This window comes from Planococcus rifietoensis (assembly GCF_001465795.2).
In the GTDB taxonomy this organism is placed as follows: Bacteria; Bacillota; Bacilli; order Bacillales_A; family Planococcaceae; genus Planococcus; species Planococcus rifietoensis.
The window spans coordinates 505,151-525,364 of sequence record NZ_CP013659.2 but is presented as its reverse complement, the minus strand read 5'-3'; the positions used below and the strand labels follow the sequence as shown (position 1 = coordinate 525,364).

The 20,214-nt window shown below is 50.5% G+C and carries 16 protein-coding genes; 7 read left to right on the top strand and 9 right to left on the bottom strand.

Annotated elements, in window-relative coordinates:
- Window positions 1–13: 13 nt before the first annotated feature.
- The 4 genes from AUC31_RS02430 to nadB all read right to left on the bottom strand — a co-directional run bounded on the left by AUC31_RS02430 (window position 14) and on the right by nadB (window position 4,730).
- On the bottom strand, window positions 14–1,015 hold the full coding sequence (locus AUC31_RS02430) for a LacI family DNA-binding transcriptional regulator (protein WP_058381541.1): 1,002 nt from the start codon (window positions 1,013–1,015) through the stop codon (window positions 14–16).
- 219 nt (window positions 1,016–1,234) lie between these two features.
- Window positions 1,235–2,329, bottom strand: a complete 1,095-nt coding sequence (gene nadA / locus AUC31_RS02425) for a quinolinate synthase NadA (protein WP_058381542.1) — start codon at window positions 2,327–2,329, stop codon at window positions 1,235–1,237.
- Window positions 2,326–3,180 carry a carboxylating nicotinate-nucleotide diphosphorylase gene (gene nadC / locus AUC31_RS02420; RefSeq protein ID WP_058381543.1) on the bottom strand — a complete coding sequence of 285 codons (855 nt, stop codon included), beginning with the start codon at window positions 3,178–3,180 and terminating at the stop codon, window positions 2,326–2,328. The genes nadA and nadC overlap by 4 nt, the downstream gene beginning before the upstream one ends.
- Window positions 3,180–4,730 (bottom strand): L-aspartate oxidase, encoded by a 1,551-nt coding sequence (gene nadB / locus AUC31_RS02415; RefSeq protein WP_058381544.1) that lies wholly within the window; start codon window positions 4,728–4,730, stop codon window positions 3,180–3,182. The genes nadC and nadB overlap by 1 nt, the downstream gene beginning before the upstream one ends.
- A 98-nt stretch (window positions 4,731–4,828) precedes the next feature.
- Between nadB and AUC31_RS02410 the strand changes: the two genes are divergently transcribed.
- From AUC31_RS02410 to AUC31_RS02380, 7 genes are all read left to right on the top strand, one after another.
- Entirely contained in the window at window positions 4,829–5,962 is a 1,134-nt protein-coding gene (locus AUC31_RS02410; RefSeq protein WP_058381545.1) for an IscS subfamily cysteine desulfurase, read from the top strand.
- A gap of 136 nt (window positions 5,963–6,098) precedes the next feature.
- The gene (locus tag AUC31_RS02405; protein ID WP_058381546.1) at window positions 6,099–6,473 is read left to right on the top strand and encodes a GntR family transcriptional regulator; all 375 of its coding nucleotides are present in this window, start codon (window positions 6,099–6,101) and stop codon (window positions 6,471–6,473) included.
- On the top strand, window positions 6,473–7,348 hold the full coding sequence (locus AUC31_RS02400; RefSeq protein WP_058383687.1) for an ATP-binding cassette domain-containing protein: 876 nt from the start codon (window positions 6,473–6,475) through the stop codon (window positions 7,346–7,348). The genes AUC31_RS02405 and AUC31_RS02400 overlap by 1 nt, the downstream gene beginning before the upstream one ends.
- Complete coding sequence (locus tag AUC31_RS02395; RefSeq protein WP_058381547.1) at window positions 7,345–8,064, top strand: hypothetical protein; 720 nt, start codon at window positions 7,345–7,347, stop codon at window positions 8,062–8,064. The genes AUC31_RS02400 and AUC31_RS02395 overlap by 4 nt, the downstream gene beginning before the upstream one ends.
- A gap of 128 nt (window positions 8,065–8,192) precedes the next feature.
- A complete protein-coding gene (locus AUC31_RS02390; protein ID WP_058381548.1) occupies window positions 8,193–9,842 on the top strand; it encodes an ATP-binding protein in 1,650 nt (549 codons plus the stop codon).
- A complete protein-coding gene (locus tag AUC31_RS02385; protein WP_058381549.1) occupies window positions 9,839–10,549 on the top strand; it encodes a response regulator in 711 nt (236 codons plus the stop codon). Before AUC31_RS02390 ends, AUC31_RS02385 begins: the two co-directional genes overlap by 4 nt.
- Before the next feature lie 173 nt (window positions 10,550–10,722).
- Window positions 10,723–12,045, top strand: coding sequence for a CitMHS family transporter (locus tag AUC31_RS02380; protein ID WP_058381550.1), 1,323 nt, complete (start codon window positions 10,723–10,725; stop codon window positions 12,043–12,045).
- 52 nt (window positions 12,046–12,097) lie between these two features.
- On the opposite strand, the gene AUC31_RS02375 is transcribed toward AUC31_RS02380, so the two are convergent.
- From AUC31_RS02375 to AUC31_RS02355, 5 genes are all read right to left on the bottom strand, one after another.
- Window positions 12,098–13,033 (bottom strand): acetamidase/formamidase family protein, encoded by a 936-nt coding sequence (locus AUC31_RS02375; RefSeq protein WP_058381551.1) that lies wholly within the window; start codon window positions 13,031–13,033, stop codon window positions 12,098–12,100.
- Between the two features lie 99 nt (window positions 13,034–13,132).
- On the bottom strand, window positions 13,133–13,285 hold the full coding sequence (locus AUC31_RS17825; RefSeq protein WP_218916837.1) for a hypothetical protein: 153 nt from the start codon (window positions 13,283–13,285) through the stop codon (window positions 13,133–13,135).
- Between the two features lie 145 nt (window positions 13,286–13,430).
- On the bottom strand, window positions 13,431–15,368 hold the full coding sequence (gene ltaS, locus AUC31_RS02365; protein WP_058381553.1) for a lipoteichoic acid synthase: 1,938 nt from the start codon (window positions 15,366–15,368) through the stop codon (window positions 13,431–13,433).
- A 117-nt stretch (window positions 15,369–15,485) separates the two neighbouring features.
- On the bottom strand, window positions 15,486–16,235 hold the full coding sequence (locus AUC31_RS02360) for a hypothetical protein (protein ID WP_058381554.1): 750 nt from the start codon (window positions 16,233–16,235) through the stop codon (window positions 15,486–15,488).
- 4 nt (window positions 16,236–16,239) lie between these two features.
- Window positions 16,240–20,004: an AAA domain-containing protein gene (locus AUC31_RS02355; protein ID WP_058381555.1), complete on the bottom strand. Its 3,765-nt coding sequence runs from the start codon at window positions 20,002–20,004 to the stop codon at window positions 16,240–16,242.
- Window positions 20,005–20,214: the final 210 nt, after the last annotated feature.

The following is a 20,214-nucleotide window of genomic DNA, read 5'->3' as shown; positions in this document are numbered from 1 at the left end:
TTAAAAAAAGGGCTCATACCCTCCTTCTTTCAATTGTTGTCTTTCTTTCGAATAGTCTAACAGTTTTTGTGATTTGAATACAAGGTTTATTTTTTTGTTGAATCATGTCAATCAGCGTTTCGATGGCTAATTGCCCCAAGTTCGCCGGCGAAGAAATGCCCACCGTTGTTAAATTGATGGAGGCATGCTGGCCGATCTCGACGTTATCGATGCCGATAATGCTAATGTCTTCCGGGACGCGATAGCCTGCTGAAATATAGAAATCCATCATTTGGATAGCGATAGCATCTGTTGCTGCATGAATTGCCGTCGGCTTTTCCTCGAGCATTTCCATTTTCAAAAAAGTTTCACGCAGTTGTTCTTTGCTCGTGTCGGTGAGGAAAATCCGCTCTTGCTCCACCGCGATTCTGTTCTTTTGGAATGCTCTTAAAAAGCCGTCGTAGCGTCCTTTGAATGTGCTGATTTCCAGCGGCCCGCCTACCCAGCAAATCGCTTCGTGTCCAAGCGAAAGCAAATAATCCGCAGCCAAAAAACCGGCCTGTTCGTTATCCATTTCCACAAAATTTTTGTTGCTCTCATGCTTTCTGTTGTATGTAATGAAGGGAATTCCCGATTTCTCCAGTTTTTCGAAAATGGGGTCGTCCAATAAAATCGAAGACAGGATAATGCCATCCACTTTGTTTTCAAATATGGAATGATACGTATCGGTAATATTTTCATTTTTGGAGAAATGAACGTTGATTTTAAAGCCATTTTCGTTGGCGTAATTAACGATTGAAGTCGTCGTTTCCACGAAAAAAGGATTGTATAAAGGACCTGAAATCAACGCGATCGTATCGGTTTTTTGTTGAACAAGCGACCGCGCATTAGCGTCTGGAATGTAATTCAACGCGTCGATGGCAGCCATCACCTTTTTGTAAGTAGGCCCTTTCACTCGATCGGGAGTATTCAAAACACGTGAAACTGTAGTTTGTGAAACACCTGCATATTTTGCCACATCTTTTGATGAAACCATCTCAAATCCCCCGGCTTTCATGTATCTAAAATTCTGCGCAGATACCAGATCTGCGGGTTTTTGCGTTGTCGTTATATCCAGAAAAGAAACTATCTTCCATGGAAATTTTACACGAAAACCGGCATCGGTTAAAGCGCGAGATGAACGGGCAGCCTCTTTGAATCCATCAACCGGCGATGAAAAACCCGCTGCCCATCTCCAGGACAGCGGGTTTTCTTCCTATAGCATCTTCGCTAAAGCCATCTTCGCTTCACTCGCCGTTTTCTCGTCCACTTGGATACGGTTGAGGACGCGGCCTTCCACCAGTTCTTCCAAGATCCATGTAAAATGCGGCAAATCGATACGATTCATCGTCAGGCATGGGCACATAAAAGGATTCAAGGAAACAATGTCGCGGTCCGGGAAATCCTTGATGAGCCGGTTGACGAGGTTCATTTCCGTACCGATCGCCCATTTGGAGCCTGGGTCGGATGCTTCGATCATATCGATGATGTATTTTGTGGAGCCCGCAAAATCAGAGGCGCTGACGACTTCATAGGTGCATTCCGGATGCACGAGGATGTTGCGGTCCGGTTCTTTGAAGCGCAAATTGTCGACGTGTTTCGGCAAGAAGTTCATATGCACCGAGCAATGCCCTTTCCAGAGAATTACTTGCACGTCTTCTACCGCACAACCGAGTTCGAGTTTTTGCTTGATCGGGTCCCACACCGCCATGTGCTCGAGCGGAATGCCAAGCTTCACGGCAGTATTGCGCCCTAAATGCTGATCGGGCAAGAACAGCATGCGCTGTTTTTGGGACAAAGCCCACTCGACCATTTCTTCAGCATTCGAGGAAGTCACCGTCGCGCCTCCGTTCCGGCCGACAAACGCTTTGATCGCCGCTGTTGAATTGACGTAAGTAAGCGGAACGATCGTGTCGCCATACAATTTCTGAAGCTCTTGCCAAGCGCGTTCGGTTTGGTCGATATTGGCCATATCCGCCATCGAACAACCCGCCCGCATATCCGGCAAAATGACCGCTTGGTGCGGCTCGGTCAAGATGTCTGCGGTCTCTGCCATGAAATGGACGCCGCAAAACAGGATATAATCCGCTGTCTGCCTACCAGCGATTTGCGACAATTGCAGCGAGTCGCCGGTCACATCGGCATAATGGATCACTTCGTCTTTCTGGTAATGATGGCCGAGGATATACAATCGTTCTCCGAGAACTGCACGTGCACGTTTTGCGCGTTCATGCAATTCATCTGTTGATGCTGTTAAATAGCTTTTTGGCATGGCATCTGCCATTTGAAGTTCTTCAAGCAATGAAGTCATGAAATTACTGCCTCCTTCGGGGATATGGAAAGATTCATGCTGATATCAAGGTTCGAAACACTATGCGTCAAAGCACCGATGGAAATGACGTCGACACCGGTATCACGGTAATCGGAAAGCTTTTCGAGGTCAATGCCGCCGGACGCTTCCGTGCGGATCGTATCTGGCACCAGCTGCACCCAGCGCCGGATCGTTTCCGGGGTCTGGTTGTCAAACATGATCGTGTCGGGACGTGCGTCAATCGCTTCCATCAATTGCTGCTCTGTCTCAACTTCCACTTCGATCATCGTCATGTGGCCGAGCGAATCGCGTACTTTTTTCACCGCTTCGGTAATCGATCCGGCCGCTGCGATGTGGTTATCTTTTAGCATGACCGCATCGTACAAGCCGTTTCGGTGGTTGAAACCACCGCCCGCGCGGACCGCGTATTTCTCGAACATTCGCAACCCTGGCGTCGTTTTGCGGGTATCGACGATGCGCGTATGGCCAGAGTCCAATGCCTCCACGCATTTCGCCGTTAATGTCGCAACGCCGCTCATGCGCTGGACCAAGTTCAACAGCACCCGCTCTCCCGCCAGGAGCGAAGCGATGGGTCCCGTGATTTTCACGATCGCCTCTCCCGCTTCTACACGGTCGCCGTCTTGTTTCAATAATTCCACTTCGACCGACGCGTCGAGCAGGCGATAGCCCCATTCATAGCAATCGAGACCTGCCACGACGCCGCTTTGTTTCATGCGTACGAGCGCTGCGCCTGTATCCGTTCGATCGAACAATACAGAGGAGACATCGCGGTCTCCAATATCTTCGAGTAGAAATTGTGTTAATGCTTGTTCTGCTTTTAAGCGATTCATCATATGGTCTCCTTGATCTTCGTATTTCGTGTAATTAAATGGACGCCGCTTTTTGAAATGCCGATGACTTTTCCGTCCCATTCGGCTTTCGGTTCAGGCGCATCGACCCGGTAATGGCCGCCCCTGCTTTCTTCCCGCAATAAGGCTGCAGTTGCGATAAGGCTGCAGGAGGTTTCCCGGTGGATCTGTGCGATGACTTCATCCTTATAATCCTCGAGCGCTTGCACTTTTAAGGGATGTGCTTGTAAAAACTTCTGCAGTGCGCACGGTTCTCTTAAAATCCCTGCCGTTTCTGTCATGTTTCGTTTCAGCTGATTTTCATCAACGCCGTGAAAATATGTACATGGCAGTTCATGATCTGCTTGCACTGATTTTATCTTTTCGGATGGCTGCGGCTCTTGGTTGATCCGCTCCGCAAGCCGCCTAGCGAATACCAAGCCTTCCAGCAATGAATTGCTCGCCAGGCGGTTGGCGCCGTGGACACCGGTCGACGCGACTTCCCCGACAGCATAAAGCCCAGGAATGGACGTCTGGCCGCAACTATCCGTCCTGACACCGCCCATATGAAAATGGGCGCCCGGACGGACTGGCAGTAACTCTTTCGTTGGATCGATTCCATGGTTCCAGCAATTGTCATAAATCGATGGAAAGCGCTGTTGGAAATCAGCCACATGCCTGGCGTCGAGAAAGACCGGCCCTTTGGTTTGCCAATGCCGTTCGATCGCCCTTGCAACAATATCGCGCGGTGCGAGTTCCTTGAGCGGATGGATGCCGTCCATGACACGCTTGCCATTTCCAGCCACCAATACAGCGCCTTCACCGCGCACAGCTTCTGAGATGAGCCCGCACGACTTGCCTTCTAGCGTCAGGACAGTCGGATGAAACTGGACGAATTCGAGATCTTCCAGTACGGCGCCTGCGTGATAGGCCAGTGACAATCCGTCGCCTGTCGCAACGGATGAGTTGGACGTTTCGTTGTACAATTGCCCGATGCCGCCTGTCGCGAGGACGACGTGGCGTGCTTGAATGACTGAACGTTGTCCGGACCGATCCGAAACGACGACGCCAGTGCAGTGGCCGTTCTTCATCTTTAATGCCAAGGCTTGATGAAAAGCGAAACGCATGATTTTTCCGGACGTTTCTTCCATTAGATAGTGGATGAGCATCTTGCCGGTCTGGTCGCCTCCTGCATGGACGATTCGGCGCTGGCTGTGTGCGCCTTCCATGCCGAGCGCTGGCAGCCCGCGTTCATCCCCGTCGAATGGCAGCCCTTGCTTCAGCAAATTCTTCATGAGCTCCGATCCTTCATTGACCAAAATTTCTACGCGCCCAGCGTCGGCGTGATGTGCCGAGGCGAGCAAAGTGTCCGTGGCATGGGATTCGGGACGGTCATCAAAACTCAGGCTTGCGGCGATTCCACCTTGCGCAAGGCTTGTATTTCCTGTCCCGTCATGTTCTTTCGTGACGACTGCGATGGAATAATTGTCTGGTAGCGAACGCGCAAGCATGAGCCCGGCGACGCCTCCCCCGATGATGCAAACATCGAACAAACTTTACACCTTCTTTACAAGTGTCTTGACACTATTAATGACATAAAGATACAGTGATTACAAGAAGAAACTCGGCTAGGGAAAGAAGTTGATGGAAAATGACGATTTACTTGGATTCGGCGGCGACCGCCCCGATGAGAAAAGAAGCGATCGACGCTTACGTGGAAGCGGCTAACAATGCATTCGGCAATACGCAAAGCTTGCACGATGCAGGATCTCTCGCAGCAGACTATCTCGCATCGTGCAAGAAATTATGGGGACAATTCCTGAACGTGCGACAAGATGGCATTTATTTCACCGGCAACGCATCAGAAGCGAACCAGCTCGCCATACGCTCTTTATTGAAAGGACGTCCCGAGCATTGCCGGTCGATCGTGTCGACGCAACTCGAACATGCTTCCGTCTTATCTGTGTTTCATGAACTCGAACAGGAAGGCTATGACATTACCTATGTTCCCGTCGATGAATTTGGGCGCATCGATTTGGATGCTTACGAACAATTGGTCAACGCGCAAACGGCGCTCGTCGTCATGCAGCTCGTCAACTCAGAGATGGGCGCCGTACAGCCGGTCGAACAATGTGCGAAGATCGCCCAGCAATTCGGCGTGCCGCTTCACTCGGATATCGTCCAGGGCTTCGGAAAGCTGCCAGTCGACATCGGATCATGGGGCGTCGCTTCTGCTGTTTGTTCAGCGCATAAAATCGGCGGCCCCAAAGGTGTCGGCATCGCCTACCTCGACCCGGCCATTCACTGGGAATCGGTGTACGAAGGAACGACGCATCAAGGCGGTTTCCGCGCCGGGACAATCGATGTTCCGGGAATCGTCTCCGCGTCCATCGCCGCAAAACACGCCGTCATGGAACAACCCGCGAACTATGAGCACGCACGCAAGCTTCAGGACTATTTGATTGAACATTTACCCGAAGGCATCATCGCGACGGGCGACATAAAATCGAAATCCCCGTTCATTCATGGACTTGTTTTGCCGCATGTTGAAGGGCAGTGGATGATGCTCGCCTGCAACCGCGCACAGATTGCCATTTCCACAGGCACCGCCTGCAAAATCGGCTACGGTGAAGCGATGTCTGCGATGCTTGCGATGGGAACGGAAAGCGACGCCGCAAAAAAATTCGTCCGGGTTTCCTTCCATAAAGAAACCACCAACGACGAGATTGACCACTTTATCCAATTAGTTGGACAATCACTGTCTGAATTCTTTCCACACTCTTGAAAGCCGCTATTCATGCGGCTTCTTTTTTATGCCTGAAATTTTTCTGACAACTTTGTTGACAAACAAAAGTTTACGTTATATGGTTATACACATAAGTATATAGCCATATTACCTAATCACCCAAGGAGGTGTTTTCATGGTCAACCCAACTGATTCAGCGAAACCTTTATTTTTGCAGATCCGCGAATTGATCGAAGACCAAATCGTCAACGATCAATTAAAAGAAGGCGACCAAGCTCCATCGACGAATCAATTGGTCAATTTCTACAAAATCAATCACGCAACCGTCTCCAAAGGCATCACCCAGCTTGTCGACGAAGGCATACTATTTAAAAAGCGAGGGATTGGCATGTTTGTAGCAGAAGGCGCAAAGAAAACTTTAGTCCAGCAGCGGAAAAAGGCATTTGTCGATAATTACGTCACCGGGCTCGTGCAGGAAGCGGAAAAACTCGGCATTACGGAACAAGAAATCATCGAATTGATCAAATCCACGAAAGGGCGTGATGCATGATGGCAGCCTCAGTCCAACTCAATCACGTAACATTGAAATTCAAAAAGTTTGAAGCCTTGAAAGACGTGTCACTGACATTGGAAGCAGGCAAGATCCATGGCCTCATCGGCCGAAACGGCGCCGGCAAAACCTCATTGCTGTCGTTGATTGCCGCTTTCCGCGAACCCACTGCTGGCGAAGTATTTGTCGACGGCTCCACGGTGTTCGAGAATCCAGAGAAGATGGAGCAAGTGGCGTTCGTCTATGACAAGGACTATAAAGAAGAAACCGAGAAAGCGAAGAAGTTAATCGCACTTGCCTCCCATTACCGTCCTCATTTTGACATGGACTATGCCGAACAATTGACCAAGCGTTTCAAACTGCCGGTCAATAAACCCGTCAATAAACTATCGAAAGGCATGCAATCGGCGATGAACGTCGTAATCGGGCTTGCCAGCCGCGCACCGCTGACGATTTTTGATGAAGCTTATCTCGGCATGGATGCACCGGCACGCGAAATCTTTTACAAGGAATTGCTGAATGATCAAGCAGAGCATCCGCGTACATTCATCCTCTCTACCCATTTGGTATCGGAAATGGATTATTTATTCGACCATGTCATCATCATCGACCAAGGCAGACTATTGTTGAACGAACCCTATGAAACCGTTTCTTCACACGGTGCGGCGATTACGGGATCTGCCGAACAAGTCGATGCATTCACGTCTGATATGAAACGTTTGAATGAACAACAGCTGGGCGGTACCAAATCCGTCATGGTCTATGGGGAACTCGACGAACAGCAAAGAACAGAAGCGCATAGCCGCAAGCTTGAAATCGGACCTGTCTCACTTCAGGATCTGTTCATCCATTTAACTGAGGAGGAAGTTCAATGAAATCTGAACGCCATTCAAAAGTAGCTGCCCATGTCTTTTACCAGCAATTCAAATGGAGCCTATGGTTTTTCTCGATTCTCTTTGCGATTCATATTGTGCGAATCTTTTTCCTGAATTCTGGCATGGAAGCAGTTGAAGGATTCTTCGTCTTCGCTTATCAACCCGTCAATATTTTCATGCTCGTCTGCGGCATTATGATTGTCTATGTCTTTATGGGACAACATATCCATCAAGGCATCAGCCGAAAAGAATGGTATAAAGGAACGGCGCTTTCCGCTATCGGTCTGGCTTTGGTCATCACTCTTGTAACATTGCTCATCAATGGTATCCAGTATGCCCTCCAGCAATTCATCAGCTTGCCGGTCGGACTCGATAACGCCATTGCTTTCGGAGCATTTGAAGGATCACTCAGTTCAATTGCAGGGTTTTTCTTTAATGCTCTGACGTTTTACATGATTGGCTGGATGATCGGCATCGGCTATTACCGGTTTGGCTGGCTTCTCGGCTTTGGCTTTATCGCACTCGCTCTTGTCGGGTTCAGCCTCAACGATTTTTTCTGGGAAGGCAATGCCTACAGCACCCTTCTCGCTTCGTGGATCCCGCAGTTTACTCCCAACACCAGTTTCGTTGTAGCACTTACCGGCTCGCTCCTATTGATAGCTGCATTGTTCGTTTTCATGGTATCGATGACCAAACGCGTCACAATCAAAATGTAAAATCTACCGAAGCCTTGCCCATTCATCCGGCAAGGCTTTTTGCATGCCCGGTTGATGGAACTGCACCCTCTACGTCTTGCCCGCTATGGTATGATGTCTACAGAAATTATCCACAAGGAGCCTGCTACATGTTTCTACAAAAGACAGTCAAGAAGCGCAGCTGGAACGATGAACCGGGCCGTGCGCTTTCATTAAAAACTAAAATGGTCGCCTTGATTGCACTGTTGATCGCAGCGGTTCTCTTGGTGATCGGCTTGTTTTCGAATTATTTTGTGCGCACTGTGACCGAAGACCAGCTCGGGGAACAAGCGCTCAGTGTCGCAGAAGCCATCGCCCTTAACCCCGATATCATCGAAGCATTCGATGCACCAGACCCGGCAGCCGTCATCCAGCCGCTCGTCACCCCCGTTCAGCAAGCAACCGAAGCGGAATTCATCGTGGTGGGGAACCGCGAAGAAATCCGCTATTCCCATCCCAATCCCGAACAGATCGGCGGGCGGATGGTCGGCGAAGACAACGAACGGGCTCTTAATGAAGGCCAATCCTATGTCTCGAAAGCAGCCGGCACACTCGGTGATTCGCTGCGCGCGAAAGTGCCCATCTATTCCGACGGGCAAATTATCGGCGTCGTCTCAGTCGGCTTTCTTTCGACCGACGTCCAGAGCTTGATCGGCGATTATACGCAGGAAGTCTGGCTTATGCTGCTCATCATCGGCGCTGTCGCTTTCCTAATGGCAATCGCCATTGCTTCGTATATCAAGCGTAAACTTCACGGCCTTGAGCCCGAAGAAATTGCCCATCTGCTATTCCAAAAAGAAACCATTCTGCAATCGACCCACGAAGGCATCATCGCCGTTAATCGCCTGGGCCACATCACTTTGCTCAATCACCAAGCCAAGCAATTATTGTTCGGAAATGAGAAAGACGAACAGTCATTGATTGGCCAACCGGTCACCGAAGTGCTGCCTTCTTCCGATCTGCCTGAAATTTTGGCGAGTGGCACGAGCCATTTCGACCAGGAACGGCTTTACGGCGAGCATCCCGTCTATGTCAACTCAAGCCCGATTCATTTCGAAGGGGCATTGGTCGGGGCGGTTTCGACTTTCCGCTACAAAACGGAAATCGACCAGCTGGCGAAAGAACTTGCCCAAGTAAAACAATACGCCAATGCGCTGCGCGCCCAAACTCACGAATTTTCGAATAAACTGTACACGATTTCCGGATTGCTCCATTTGGATAAAAGAAAAGACGCCCTTGAATTCATCCGGACCGAACATCATATCCAGCTCGAATGGTCGCGACAGTTGATCGGCAAAGTGAAAGACCCGCTCATCAGCGGCTTGTTGCTCGGCAAGATCCATCAAGCACGTGAACAGCAAGTGCAGCTGACAATCGGCGAGGATAGTAGCCTCCAGCAAGCTGTAGCTGAACCGCAGCGACAAGCCCTCTTGACCGCCATCGGCAACTTGCTCGATAATGCCTTTGAAGCCGTCAAGCAACAGCCAATATCAGAGCGGCTCATCTCCCTGACATTTACCGATATCGGAGATGACATCATTTTTGAAATCGATGATTCCGGTCCCGGGATCTCCCCGGCCATTGCGAGCGGCATCTTTAATGAAGGCACATCATCGAAAAGTACTGCTGGCCGTGGCTTCGGCTTGAGTACGACGAATCGCCTCGCCAAAGCGGCTGGCGGCGAAGTGCTGATCGAAGAAAGTGAACTCGGAGGCGCTTGTTTTGTACTGACTTTACCGAAAGAAGGAATACACCCATGAACGCACCACTTCACGTATTGATTATCGAAGACGATTTCCGCGTGGCCGACATCAACGCCGAACTCACCGGGCAAGTCGCTGGGTATGCAGCTGCCTCGATTGCCAAATCAGGAGACGAAGCCATGGCCTATTTAGAGAAGGCAGCGCCGCTTCCGGATCTGATCCTGCTCGATGTCTTCATCCCCGACCGCTCGGGGCTGGAACTGTTTTGGGAAATCCGCACTAAGTATCCTCAAATCGCCATCATCATGGTGACTGCCGCCAATGAAATTGAAACGATTGCAACAACCGTTCGCGGCGGCATATTCGATTATTTATTGAAACCTGTCGACTTCGGGCGGTTTGCGCAAGCCTTGGAACGCTTCCGTGATCAGCGGTTGTTGCTCACTGAGCCGCGAGACTGGCAGCAAAGCGAGCTCGACCGCCTGTTCGGCGTGACCGCTGCACAAATGGCCCAAACAGAAGACAATGGCGAAGAGCTTCCGAAAGGCATCGATCAATTGACTTTGGACGGCGTCCGCGACTTTTTGAACGCTTCTCCACCTGAAGGGGCCAACGCCATGGAAGCCGGCAAAGCAGTCGGCATCAGCCGCTCCACCGCAAGGCGCTACCTGGAGCATCTGGTCGCAAGCGGTGATGCGAAAGCGCAATTGAATTACGGGGGAATCGGCCGTCCTGAACGGCGTTACGTCCCGTGGACAAAATGAACAAAACCCCCAAAACGCTCTTTAGTCGCCTTAAGTGAATAATCTTATTTTTCAAATCCCTCTGTGATAAGTTGTTATTTATAACTTGAACCGGGGGATTTATTTTTTGCGCCAATATGTATGCGTTTACAAAATAATCCTCCGCGCTATTTTGCACCCAGGGGGAATCCAGTATGTTAAGCATTATTGCCTTATTTACGATCATCATCATTGTGGCACTTCTTATCAGCAATAAAATCACTCCAATCGTCGCACTTGTGCTTGTGCCGATTGTGGCTGCCTTTGTCGCAGGATTCAGCTTCGCGGAAATCGGCGACTTCTTCAATAGCGGCGTCGAATCGGTCATCAGTGTTGTCATCATGTTCATCTTCGCGATTCTCTTCTTCGGCATCATGCAAGATGTCGGTTTGTTCGACCCATTGATCAATAAAATGATCGCTGTCTCGAAAGGAAACGTCATCGCTGTCGCTGTCGGCACCGTCGTCATCGCCGCGGTTGCCCAACTTGATGGATCGGGCGCATCCACTTTCCTGATCACCATTCCAGCACTGCTTCCGCTCTATAAGCGCTTGAAAATGAACCCTTACCTCCTGCTATTGCTGGTCGGTACTTCGGCGAGCATCATGAACATGCTGCCGTGGGCTGGACCGCTCGGCCGCACCGCTGCAGTGCTCGGCATGGACGTAACCGAATTATGGCGCCCGCTGATCAAAGTCCAAGTGATCGGGCTCATCCTGTTGATCGCCCTGGCTGTCTTGCTCGCAATGCGTGAAAAGCGACTCATCGCAAGACGCGGTGATTTCAATAAGGAAATCTTCGAAGAAGCTGACCCGCTCGATGTGACGGCTCAAGACGAAAAGTCACAAAAAGCCGCCGCCCTTCGCCGGCCGAAGCTCTTATGGGCAAACACGCTCTTGGCGCTGGCCGTCATCGGCGTGCTCGTATGGGGCGTCATTCCAGCAGGCCTTGCCTTTATGATTGGCGTCAGCATCGCCTTGCCGCTCAACTACCCGGACATGAAAGACCAAATGGATCGCATCAAAGACCATGCGCCGAATGCGCTTCTCATGGCGGCAATCATTTTGGCTGCCGGTTCGTTCCTCGGCATCCTGGAAGGCACTTTGATGCTCGATTCGATCGCCAGTGATTTGGTCACGATCCTGCCGGCATTCGTCATTCCTTACCTGCACTTGATCATCGGATTCTTCGGCGTGCCGTTCGATTTATTGCTCAGTACCGACGCTTATTATTTCGCCTTGTTCCCGATTGTCGAACAAGTCGTCACAGGCGCCGGCGTGTCCTCGCTGACAGCTGCCTACGCCATGATCATCGGCAATATCATCGGCACATTCGTCAGCCCGTTCTCACCGGCCCTTTGGCTCGCACTTGGCTTGGCCGGGCTCGAGATGGGCCGTCATATCCGCTACTCCCTTCCGATTATGTGGGGCTTCAGCATCGTCTTGCTCGCCGTCTCCGTATTGGTCGGCGTCGTCTAATAGAAAAATGCCAGGAAAGAGGCAACTCCTCTTCCCTGGCATTTTTTATTGTTTAACGAATCGCACCGTGCGGCAAAATGGCGTGCACCCCTTTGACGCCGTTGACAATCTGTGTGACGCGCAAGTCGACAGCGACGCTCGCGAGCGCCATCGCTTCCGTTTTTGATAGCGAATGAAACTGCTGGATCAAGCCGACCATTTCGTCGAGAGCCGTCGCTGCGGCTTCGTTCAAGTCTTCATCGAAACCGAATGTCACCCAGCCGGCGGGCGTTTTAGCTTTCGGCATGGCAAGTTCCATTTCTTCATGGAGCACGACTGTCAAATTGACGAGATCCATCGGACATTCGATTGCCGTTCCGGAGTTCTCGCCATCGCCTTGTAGCGCATGACCATCGCCGAACGACAAGAGCGCCCCTTCCACTTCGACCGGCAAAAACAGCGAGCTGCCTTCGACCAGTTCCTTGCAATCGATATTGCCGCCCGTCCGGTACGGCGGCGAAGTGCGGTGCGTTCCCGACTCTCCAGGCGCCAGGCCGATGAGGCCAAGAAACGGCGATAGGGCGACGCTGAATTGCCTGCCGGACATTGTGCAGTTACCGGTCATCTGCTCACGGTCCAGCGTCCAGTCGATTTGGAGGCGTTCGCTGTCGGCAATACCAAGCTTCTCGTTTTGCCAAGCCGGCGTACCGCCCGCCCAATTACGTCCGTACCATCCAGGGACATTTTGATTGATGCGCACTTCGAGCACCATTCCAGGCTTTGCGCCTTCAATGGCAACCGGCCCGATGAGCGGATGGCCGAGCCGTTCTTCGTTTTCGCGCGAATGGTAAATGACTCGTTCTTCGCCTTTATGTGCCGAGTAGCCCCATTGGATGTCGGGTGTCCTCGTTTCGATCGTATCGCCTGATTGAATAGTCAAAATCGGTTTATATTCTTTATTGAACGAAGAGTGGAGATTTTCGGACTTGAGCTCAATGTGGTGATTCATGCGCTTCCCCTTCCGTAACGACGGTTTTTTTAATTATAACGGAAAATAAAACTTCTTTTAATAGGAAAAAGCCTGCCGCTAACCCGGCAAGCTTTCTGTTTAGGCACTGCGTTTCCGGAACGCGCGTCGTTCGGCGTAAATGGCGCATTGTGCACAGACGACGACCGCTTCATTGCGGTCGTTGTAATATTTTCGCGGCTGCCGTGCTTTTTGTTGGCACACGGCGCATTTCTTTTTGAAAAACGAGAACATTTGCTGTCGCTCCTTTATTCTTGGATTCATCGTACGTTTATTGTTTCACAGAAAAAAGCATAAGGGAACTAACGAGCATCCAGAGCTGCAGTACGCCTTCACACAGATGCCCTGAACCATAAACGGTTCAGGGCATCTGCTCATATCATTCAGTTAAGTCTGTAGATTGCTGGTAATAATAATCCGCCGGGTCGACTGGCGTGAAGCCGTTCGGCGTATAGAATCTCAACAAGTCACCGTTGACCACTTGGTCCGACAGCTGCAATTCATATCTGCCGTGCTGCTTCAAGGTCTCGGCTTGCTCGAGCTGCTGCTCATCTTCGAGCGGCAAGCCAGTTTCGGGATCATAAAACGCTTCACTAATGGAATAGACCTCGGGGCTGACATAATCGCCATTGCGGAACATGACGAGTTCTTCATGTTCTTCCGACAATAGATCGGTTCCGAAATGCACGTACTTCTGCGTTTCCACACCAAGCAAATGCATCACGGTCGGCAATAGGTCAATTTGGCCGCCATACGTTTTGTTGATGCCGCCTTCCATGCCCGGTACGTGGATGAACAAAGGAACGCGCTGAAGCTTGGCGTTTTCCACCGGCGTGATGTCTTTTGACAATACCTCAGACATCGCCTCATTGTGGTTATCGGAAATGCCGTAATGATCGCCATACATGACGATCATCGTATTGTCCGCAAGGCCAGACGCTTCAAGCTGTTCAAAGAACTGCTTGATCGCTTCGTCAGCATAACGGGCCGTCTGGAAATAATTATCGACGCTCGCATCGCCAGTCGTTCCTTTTTCGATGGTCGCCAGTTGCTGGTCCATTTTATAAGGGAAATGATGCGACACCGTGATAAATTTCGAATAGAACGGCTCCGGCAGCGACTCTAAAATCGGCGCTGACTGCTCGAAGAACGGTTTATCCATCAAGCCGTATTCGGCCATATCCGCTTCTGTCGTATTCGGATACGATTCGATATCGAAGAAATGGTCGTAACCGAAGGATTTGTAGATTTCAGAGCGGTTCCAAAACGTCCCGTTATTGCCGTGGAACACAGCTGACGTATAGCCTTCATCTTTCAAGATGGCCGGAGCCGATTGGTACGTGTTCTGGCCTTTCGTAATGAATGCTGATCCTTTCGGCAAGCCGAATAGGGAGTTTTCGAGCATGAATTCCGCATCCGAAGTTTTGCCTTGCGCTGTCTGGTGGAAGAAATTATCGAAGTACAATGTATTCGGGTCATCCATCATCGAATTCAAGAACGGCGTCACTTCTTCCCCATCCAGTTCATAATCCATCAGGAAAGTCTGGAACGATTCGAGATGCAGATAGACGACGTTCATGTCTTCCGCTGCACCGAAATATTCTTCATTGGGGCTCGCATAATTGGATTTCGTGTAGTTCAACACTTCCGTATTGTCGTCGCTGTCGGCCATGACCCGCTGAGAAGAAGCTTTTAATGTTTCCGCCGTGTCATACAGGGCGTAATTATACATCCCTAAATATTTGACAATGTACGCGCGGTCAAAGCCGCGAGTCAATAGGTCTGGACGATCCGATTCCGCGAGCGACAAATTAAAGAGAGAAATCAACAAAGCCGCCGCAATTAACGGCAAGGCCATTCTCTTTTTGATTACGCGCATGTCTTTTTCCGTCCGCTTGGAAATTACCCATGCACCGAGGATCAAGACGTCCACAAAGAACAGGAAATCCATCGGCTGGATCAAGGTCAGGACACTGCCGCCCAAATCGCCGAAGTTCTGTGTTTGGAACAAAGTCGGCAATGTGATGAAGTCACTGAAGAACCGGTAATAGACGACATTGGCATACAGCAGGATCGACATGCCGAGGTAAATTGAAAGCAGTGCCCAGTATTTCCGCGTGCCTTTGAAGAATAGCGAGAAGCTCAATAGTAACAGCGCCGAACCTAGAGGGTTGATCGCTAGCAGGAATTCCTGCAGCGCCCCTTCCACTTCAAGCGTAAATTGGGTTTTTTGCGAGATATAGGTCTTCGCCCACAACATGACAACTGCCAAGAGAAATAAGGGCATGTAGTTATTCATTTTCATTTTATTTTTCATTATGCATTACACCTTTTCTACATCGATTATCTGAAAGCAGTCTAGCGCACCTGCCTTTAAAGAAACAAACTCTATTGTACTCCCATTTTCCGGAAATTCAAAGTTTAAAGCGGCTTTTTAGGAAGGTTTCGCAGTTTTCATCGCTTCGCGCCATTCGACAAGTTCCTTTTCTTCGATCTGCTTTTCAAGCACCTCATCCCATGCGCCGAGCCGTGTATTCCAGACACGCGCGTAAAAGAGGTCCTGTTTTTGGTCATATAATTGAAACTCAACGCAAGGAATGTATTCAGTGCCAATTTCTTCGCACGATGAAATGTCTGCGACGATCACTTGATAGCCATCTTCTGCACTGTTTTTTTCTATCGTTAACAGCTCGTGGATGCGCTCTGTATCAGCTTTTCGGCTAAGCGCATAGCGGTATGGAGGCAAGTTCTTTCCATTTTCTTCAAGCACTCCTTCCGACAAGCTATAGGCGTCGTGTACAGCACTAAATGAAATGATGTCTTCTCCGCCTTCCATCGCTTCTTCGAAAATGCCTTTCTCCAAATGGCCATGGCCTTTATCGGTCAGCCGGTAGCCTTTTGTCTCGAGGCGGATCAGCTGCGTGCTGTGCATTTTGTCGATCAAATCGCGAATGAACAGCTCTTCGACAAACAGCATCTCAGCGAGCGCTGCAGGGCGGCGGATGTCTGCTTCTTGAAACGCCAGCAAGAGCATCTTCATTAAAATGTCCATTTTGAGCCGCTTGACGCGGGCAAACGACACTTCATAGGAAACCAACGGCAAATGCCACGAAAGTTCTTTGACGATTGTTACGTCCTTGTTGGACGCCACTTCCGCGCGCAGCTTATTGTTCAGTTTGTCCACTTGCTCACCCCTTCTGCAGCACTTTTACGCCTTGTTTTTGTTCGGCCACATCGAGCACATGCTGATACATCCGTTTCGTCTGTTCTTTTTTCGCACGCTGCGTGAACATTGCGGAACTGCCGACCATCACGAGTAATTGCTTGGCACGCGACAACGCGACGTTCAATCGGCGGTAATCTTTTGCGAAGCCGATATCGCCGCGGTCATTGTGGTTATTGCGGACCATGCTCAGGAGGATAATTTCCATTTCGCTGCCTTGGAATCGGTCGACCGTACCGGTGCGGATCAATAAATGCGGCAAGCGCATTTCCTGGTCGATCATGCGCTGCAGCCGTTTGACTTGTTCGCCGTAGAACGAAATGACACCGACGGTTTTCAGCTCATCCGCCGGAATCCGCCCGGCCGCTTTCGCTTCGGCCACCGCGTCGTTGAGTTCCACCAGCAGGCGGCTGATTTCTGCAAGTTCCGACGGGTTGAATAAGCTTTTCCCGCCGCTCATGCGCTCCTCGAAATACGCCGGTTCGTTCGGCAAATCGAGCCACATGAGATGGTTGTTGCGTTTGACGGATGCCGACTCAAGGAAATGGTCGCGTTCTCTGTCTGAATCAGCTAAGCCGCATTGCAATTGCACATTCTCGTCTTTGTAGAACGGCGAGATGGTTTCCATGATGTCTTCGTGCATGCGGTACTGGATAGCGAGCATCGTCTTGTTCGATTCTGGCAGATTCTTATACAAGCGTTCGAACAGCGATTCTTCCAGCAGTTTCTCGAGTTCGCGCTTTTCTTCAAAGCCGCTGCCCTCTTTAATCATTTCTTCTAAGGTCTCTTCCAATGTATCGTTGCCGAGCAATGGCGGCAATTGGTGGTGATCCCCCACCAAAATGACCTTTTTGCCTTTGAGCATCGGCAGTAATAGTTCAGGAGGCGTCGCTTTCGACACTTCATCGACGATGACGACATCGAATACCGGATAATTGTCCTGGAAATCCTTGCGCGCTGATGCCACACAAGTCGTTCCGATGACATTGGCGTGTTTGATATACAGCTTGCGGATTTCATCCAAATCGTGCTCGTTCGCCGACTCGAGCAGCCCGATCCATTGCTTCTGCACTGATTGCCATAAGGGGAAGTTTTTCTGCTCTTGCTTGAGCGATTCCACATCGAATGACAAACTGGCGAGTTGTTTCGCGGTTTCTTCGTATGCCGCTTCCGGATCCGTTGAAAGGATGGTTTCCAAAGCTTGAAGTTCCTGCTCTTTCTCTGTTTGACGCCGCATCGCTACGTCAAGTTGCGCTGCAATCTCCACGATTCGCTGTTCGGCTTTCTCAAATGCTGTTTGTTCATCAAGCAAATGGGCTTTCTGTTGCTCCAAATCCGCTGCCGCCCGTGCGGAATCCGCTTGGTCTTTCCGGAGCTGCGTCAAATGTGTTTGCCGGTCGGCAATCGCCTGTTCGATATCTTCCGGCACTTCGATTGAAACGGACAAACTGCTCACTCGCCGTTCGATCCGTGAAAGTTCTGCACGCTGCCGTTCGAATTGTTCCAGCCCTCGTTCGTCCAAGTCCAGGTAGCGCTGCCTGTGTTTTTCAAGTTCCATGCACAGCGCTTTTTTCAATTGGCCGAATGCACGTTGCGATTCTTCTATATAAACATCGGTGGCTTTTAGCATCGCGCCTCTCCGCCACACATCGTTCTGCCGTTTGTATAAGCCGCTTAGCGCCTTCGTGAGCACGCTCGAGTCGATGTGCTGCGAATTTTTTAGCACCGCGCGCAGCTTTTCCAGAAACTCATCGATATTGGCCGAGGTGAACGATTCTGCTTGCGACAAGGCGCGTTCTTTCACTTGCGCCGCATCGATGCCAGAACTTCCGAGCAATTTCTCGACATAGCCGATCGCTGAAGTGACGCTGGTATTATAGGCTTCAAGTTTTTTACGCTCGGCCATCTTGTCGCGGATCATGTCGAGTTTGCTGAGTGAGAAAGTGATCGCCGGCACTTCTTCGATCTGCTGTTCATTCATCACATCAAGCAAGCTGCCGACTTTCTTCATGCCCTCGACTGTTTCGAGCACGGCTTGCTTTTCCTTAGCTTTCGCCATCACTTCGTCGCGTTTTTCTTCAATCAATGCCATCTCGCGGCGGAGCGCTGACAGCTGTTCGGTCAGCTGAGTGGACTCGCGTACGCGTTCGAGTTGCTCGATGGTTTCAGTTGTTTCCTGTTGTTGCTGTTCGAACCATTCGGGCCCATAACCGCTATCGATCAGACTTTGCGCTTTGTCGATTGCCGTTTGCAGGGCGTCCATTTTCTCTTGGTTGCTGTGCTTTTGGCTCATTGCTTGCCGCTGTTCGAGCTCGATTGCCCGGGTTTTGTTTTGCAACGGTTCGATGGACGACTGCAATTCGCGTTGTTTCGCTTGGGCTGTCTTTTTATCTTCTACAGCTTGCTTCCATTTTTCAAAAACCGGCTGCAATTCTGCGTAGGCTTGTTGCGTTTCTTTAAGCTTGTGGGCGACTTCTTGTTCGCGGACTTTACGCGCCTCGAACTGCGCCGTGATTTCTTTTAAGGTGTGGTCTTTCCAATACTGGCCGACGTTTTCTTCGATGAATTTCTGTCCGTCTTCTTCGATGCTTTCGGTGCGCCCGACGCGCAAGATGCGAATGTCTTTATGGGCAAGCAAACGCCCGAGCGCATTATCGACTGCCAGATTCGACTGGGAAGCGACGAGCGTGCGCAAACCTTTTTTCGCATTTTGCAGACAAATTTCCGAAATGACCGTCGTCTTGCCGGTTCCGGGAGGGCCTTGGATTACGTAGAGATCTTCCGCTGACATCGCCCCTGTCACCGCTTGCTGCTGGAATTCATTCAAGCGGTTGTGGAACTCGAGCTTCGGCATTTCTTTTAGCGGCGCCACATTCGGCCGCTCCTCAAATAATAGGCGATCGAGCTGCGGGTTGACCGCGAGCCCCTTCTCGAGATTGGTGAAGCCTTGGCGCAATCTCCGGATTTGGCTGAGTGCCGCGAAATTGCTGAACACGACTTCCTTTTTTGGCAGGGCATGCACTTTTTCGCGCAACTGCTTGATGATGTATGGGTTCAATTCGATTTCGATTGCGCGGTTTTTCGTCTTGAAGACACTGCCGACATCGCCGTCGATCCCCGTCAAGCGGACGCTCAAATTGCGCAGGTTTTTCCATTCTTTGTCGTCCATGCGGCAGCCCGTCAAGGTGATGCGGCTGAAGTCGTGGCTGAACGCCAGATTTGAATAGCCTGTCTTGATATCCGGAATATCCATGCCCTGTTCTTGGATTTTCAAATAGCCTTCCCAGCTCGAGATGCGCTTTTTCACGTACTCCGATCGCTCTTTCGCAGGCGTCATCCGGTTGATCAAATTCATGAACGCTACCGGCACCGGATCGCGCGAATTGTTGAACTGAATCGACTCCTCGCGCTGCCAATTGGTGCCAAGCGCCTGATAGGCTTTTCTGAGCGTCACGTTGGTCACCAATAGCTGATGATTGGCAAACACGCAGTGAAGGACAGCCAATTGTCCATTTGCCTGATCCGTCAGACGTCCTGTCTGTTCTGCACTGAACAGCAACGCAACCGAAAGAGAGCCATCCGCAGTCGACGGATAGCGTTCAAGAAATACCTCAAACGGTTTGTCCGCCATAAAAAATGAGCGTTCGCTGATGCCGAACCCTCTCATCTTTTCCGATGCGGTTTTAGTTAGACGTATAGACGTCTGGTATGTGTTTGTCTGCGTTGCCATTGTGTCATCACCTGTTCCGCCAAACTGAAAAATCCGTAAAGCCTAGCTGTTCCTTCGGGTTTTCGCTGTCGATCGTATCTTCTAATCATATCACCTGCAGGGCCTTTATGTTTTCTGAACTTATGTATTTTAAAGGAAACCCTTCTTTTGCCTCACCTAGTTTCCACTCGCCAATCACTGATGAAACTTGCCTGCGCCGCCAATCCGGGA